We start from the raw sequence: 4,368 nt of genomic DNA, 5'->3' as shown, positions 1-4,368 counted from the left end.
GCAAGTAAGCCGCTGGAAGGTTTGGTAGCGGTTTTGCTGTCAAACCAAAAGGGTTGAGTTTTAATAGCGAAAGGAAAGCCATGGTCCCACAAAAATGGTTTAACTTCCTAATTCGATAAATTTATAACAAATGGTCCGTAAAACAATATGCACTCAAGCGGTTACAGATAAGTCGGCCAGAATATTGTGTGCTTACCAACGTACCTTGCAATCACAATATTTAGACTTTTTCGCTTTTTCCAAAAGCCTTTTACGCGCCAATGGTACACCCCATTAATGGCGCAAGGGTAAAGCTGATGTGGCGCCGAACGACAGGGCCTGACAAGGAGTTTAAAGTACTCACTTATCATCAATTGAGTAAGTTAATGTCAAAAATTAACTTATTTCCTGCGCGAAAAGGTTGGCATTTTGATGTGAGTTATCACCGCTTAAGGCAGGTTTTAGAGCTGCCTTATAACAGCAGTATTGAGCTCAAGGGGGAGTACAAAGTATATCCGCAAGGGGAGGGCGCCAAATTGGTTGAGGGGACTGAAACAGAGTTTATGCTGCCGTCGTATGTAAGACGCCAAGCAGAATCATTCTGGGAGTCTTTTTTTGGCGAGGGTGAATATGAACAAACTCAAGGGGGGATGTATTTACAAGAAGTATTTTTACGTCCATCAAATCCTCGTTAGGTATTAATCGAATAAGGATCATTATGTCTCTAAATAAAAGTGAGAAACCAGTCAAATCTATCGAAGAAATGCTTGATGAATTTGAAAAAGAAAAAGCAGTAGCAACGGGCGAGGATAAAAAAAGATTTGATGAAATAGAACAGAGAAGTGTAAATAATACAAAGTATTTTGAACAAGGCATTTACTATGAAGAGTTGTCTCAACAGCATTTGCATCATCAAAGTTACGAGGAGCGTTTAGCTAAAGCTGCTGAACTTAACGGTTGTGATTTCAAAAAATCAAGCTTGAAAAATGAAGAATTTGTTTCTCGGGAGCACACAGATATACATCACCATATCGGCTGGTGCGATGGACAAGTGGTTGGTATAAGAAGAGCCCCAGGAATTTGGTTAGTATGTCTATTAATTGGGTGTATCTTGTTCATATGCGGTGGCGCCGCATTGCTCTTTGGTATTACATCAGGCCCTATTTGGTTGATCATCTTTACGCCCTTAGCCATTGCAGGGCCTTGGTTTGCGGATCAAGTATTATGGAAAAACCTAGATTGGTTAGACAAGATAGAGTTTAACCGCCATACGGGGCTAGTACGCACATCTCATACTTTATTAAGGCGGCCTTTTTATATCCCCATAGAGGATATTGAGCTGTGCCAAGGCCCGGTTGTAAAAAATGCCCGTGGTAGTGGTGAGATACCCACAGGCAGTCTCGTACTTATAAAATACCCTGCGAAGTTTTGGTGGCGTCCTTCTCTTGTTATTTTAGGTGGCATGGAAAAAGATCATTGGACAGCCATTATAAAGTTTATGGATATCAGCCAGCCAATACATATGGATGTTCATGCAACCATCGAAGAGCACTTCAAGAAAGATAAAAACGCTATGGGCACAGGCCCATTTCCGGAATCGATGAAAAAATACTTGGATGCTGAGGATAAGCAGATCAACCGATTTGAGGTTTGGTAGCAAATAACGGAGATTTACAAATTTAAGGATGAAGATGAATCAAGAAGCGCTAACAGAAGAAGAAATTAGAGAGCAGCAACGAGCGGCAATGCGTTTAAGGAATCGTAATGTAACGAAATATTCAAGGTTAGGCTTTTATTATTTAGATCTATCAAAAGAGTATTTGCATCATAGTAACTATGAAGACCGTTTGGCTATGGCTGCAAAACTTAATGGTTGTGGATTTAAAGTAGCAAAACCCTTTAAACGAAAGTTTGCTTCGCGAGAACATACCGAACGTTATTATCATATTGGCGATTGTGATGGACAAGTAGTGAGTTTGCGTAGAGCCCCCGGTATTTGGCTCGTTTGTTTGTTTCTCTCCGCTCTTTGCTTTCCCGCTGGGCTTGGTTTTTTCTTTGAGGGGGTATTCCATGGACCGAATTGGTTAATGCCAGCTGCATTAGCGCTTTTTTGCATAGGTCCTTGGCTGACTTATAAGTTATGGAAAAAGTTGGACTGGTTAGACAAGATTGAGTTTAACCGCCATACCGGACTTATGCGCACCTCACATACTTTGTTGCGACGGCCATTTTATGTCCCGATTGAAGATGTTGAAATGTGCGAAGGGCCAATCATTCAAGCGGCGAGAGGTGGTGGTGAGATGGGGACGGGTGGCTTAGTATTGACTAAGTACCCAGCCAAGTTTTGGTGGCGCCCAACCATTGCGACTTTTGGGGGGATGGAAAAAGATCATTGGACAGCCATTCTGAAGTTTATGGATATTAATGAGCCGATACATCGGCATGTTTACGCCACAATAGAGGAGCATTACGAAAAAGATAAAAACGCCATGGGTACGGGCCCTTTTCCTGAAGTGATGAAAAAGTATATTGATCCAGAAGACAAGCAAGTAAGCCGCTGGAAGGTTTGGTAGCGGGCTCGATTACATGATGGACTCAAAAGAATTGTTGTCAAATGATAATACAAAAAGCTCGAAAATAGATGAAGAGGCACGGCAAGAATACAAAAAAAGTACTGAGCAAATTAGAGCGGATATGGAAGAGCAGAAAAAAAATGCTATAGGTGACGAGAAAGCAATTTTTGAGTTACTGGAACTAAGGAGAAAGAATCGCATTTCTTATCGAAGATCTAATGTTTTTTACGAAGACGTGCCAAAAGACCACCTTCATCATCAGACATATGAGCAACGCCTTGCAAAAGCTGCACAGTTAAATGGCTGCGGGTTTAAAGAAGCTAAGCCATTTAAAAAGCCGTTTTCATCGCGGGAGCACCATGGTACAGATAACCACATTGGCTGGTGCGATGGACAAATTGTTGGGATCCGCAGAGCGCCATTTTGGGGCGGGTTTTGTTTTTTATGGTTTATCTTATGTGTCTACATGCTTTTTTTTAGTGTTGTTAATGTTGTCTTTTTTTGGGAGTTTTCGTACGCATATTTAATCCCTGTGAGTATATTAGGTCCCATGGCCGTTCACAAAGTCTGGGAGTGGGGGGCATGGATAGATAAAATAGAATTTAATCGCCACACCGGATTGGTGCGTATGCCATTTTCTTTTCTGAGACGACGTTTTTATGTGCCAATTGAAGACATAGAGCTGTGTGAAGGCCCTGTGGTACAAGCCGCAAGAGGCGGCGGAGAAATGGCTACCGGCAGCCTAGTGTTAACCAAATACCCTAAGCGTTACTGGTTTAGGCCAACCATTACGGTATTTGGTGGGATGGAGCAAGAGCATTGGGCCAGTATTGTAAGGTTTATGGATATTAGTGAACCGATCGATATGGATGTTCATGCAACCATCGAAGAGCACTTCAAGAAAGATAAAAACGCCATGGGCACTGGCCCGTTTCCTGAATCAATGAAAAAGTACTTGGATGCTGAGGATAAGCAAATAAACCGATTTGAGGTTTGGTAGTAAAAAACGGAGATTTACAAATTTAAGGATGAAGATGAGTCAAGAAGCGCTAACAGAAGAAGAGATTAGAGAGCAGCAACGAGCTGCAATACGTTTAAGGAATCGCAATGTAACGAAATATTCAAGGTTAGGGTTTTATTATTTAGATCTATCAAAAGAGTATTTACACCATAGTAATTATGAAGATCGTTTAGCGATGGCTGCAAAACTTAATGGCTGTGAATTCAAAGTTGCAAAACCTTTTAAACGAAAGTTTGCTTCGCGAGAACATACCGAACGTTATTATCATATTGGTGATTGTGATGGACAAGTGGTGGCTTTGCGCAGAGCACCCGGCATTTGGCTTGTTTGTTTTTTTCTTTCTCTTTTTGGATTTTTGGGTGGTTTTGGCTTTTTTGTTTTTGGACTAATTACAGGGCCCGCTTGGTGGATTTTGGCAGGTATAGCATTATTTATTATCGGCCCTTGGTTGACTTATAAATTATGGGAACAGCTGGATTGGTTAGACAGAATTGAGTTTAACCGCCATACCGGACTTGTACGCACCTCACATACACTATTGCGACGGCCATTTTATGTTCCGATTGAAGACGTTGAAATGTGCGAAGGGCCAATCATTCAGGCGGCGAGAGGTGGAGGTGAAATGGGAACGGGTGGCTTAGTGTTGACTAAGTACCCAGCCAAGTTTTGGTGGCGGCCAACCATTGCCACTTTTGGGGGGATGGAAAAAGATCATTGGACAGCCATTTTGAAGTTTATGGATATCAATGAGCCGATACATGAAGACGTACATGAATCAATAGAAGAGCATTATAA

At 41.7% G+C, this 4,368-nt stretch carries 5 protein-coding genes; all 5 read left to right on the top strand.

All coding sequences use genetic code 11. The features are described 5' to 3' along the window. The first annotated feature begins 296 nt into the window (after nt 1–296). Complete coding sequence (locus N477_RS22395; RefSeq protein WP_063364367.1) at nt 297–674, top strand: hypothetical protein; 378 nt, start codon at nt 297–299, stop codon at nt 672–674. Between the two features lie 23 nt (nt 675–697). Further along, the gene (locus N477_RS22390; protein ID WP_081216650.1) at nt 698–1,636 is read left to right on the top strand and encodes a hypothetical protein; all 939 of its coding nucleotides are present in this window, start codon (nt 698–700) and stop codon (nt 1,634–1,636) included. A 34-nt stretch (nt 1,637–1,670) separates the two neighbouring features. Continuing rightward, complete coding sequence (locus tag N477_RS22385) at nt 1,671–2,552, top strand: hypothetical protein (protein WP_063364365.1); 882 nt, start codon at nt 1,671–1,673, stop codon at nt 2,550–2,552. 13 nt (nt 2,553–2,565) lie between these two features. Beyond that, the gene (locus N477_RS22380; RefSeq protein ID WP_155732003.1) at nt 2,566–3,552 is read left to right on the top strand and encodes a hypothetical protein; all 987 of its coding nucleotides are present in this window, start codon (nt 2,566–2,568) and stop codon (nt 3,550–3,552) included. Nucleotides 3,553–3,586: 34 nt separating this feature from the next. Beyond that, on the top strand, nt 3,587–4,368 hold a 782-nt coding region (locus N477_RS22375), incomplete at its 3' end, for a hypothetical protein (RefSeq protein WP_063379463.1).

The organism is Pseudoalteromonas luteoviolacea H33-S, from assembly GCF_001625695.1.
Taxonomy (GTDB): Bacteria; Pseudomonadota; Gammaproteobacteria; order Enterobacterales; family Alteromonadaceae; genus Pseudoalteromonas; species Pseudoalteromonas luteoviolacea_B.
The sequence above is the reverse complement of the archived record's forward strand: the minus strand, read 5'-3'. Positions and strand labels throughout refer to the sequence as shown.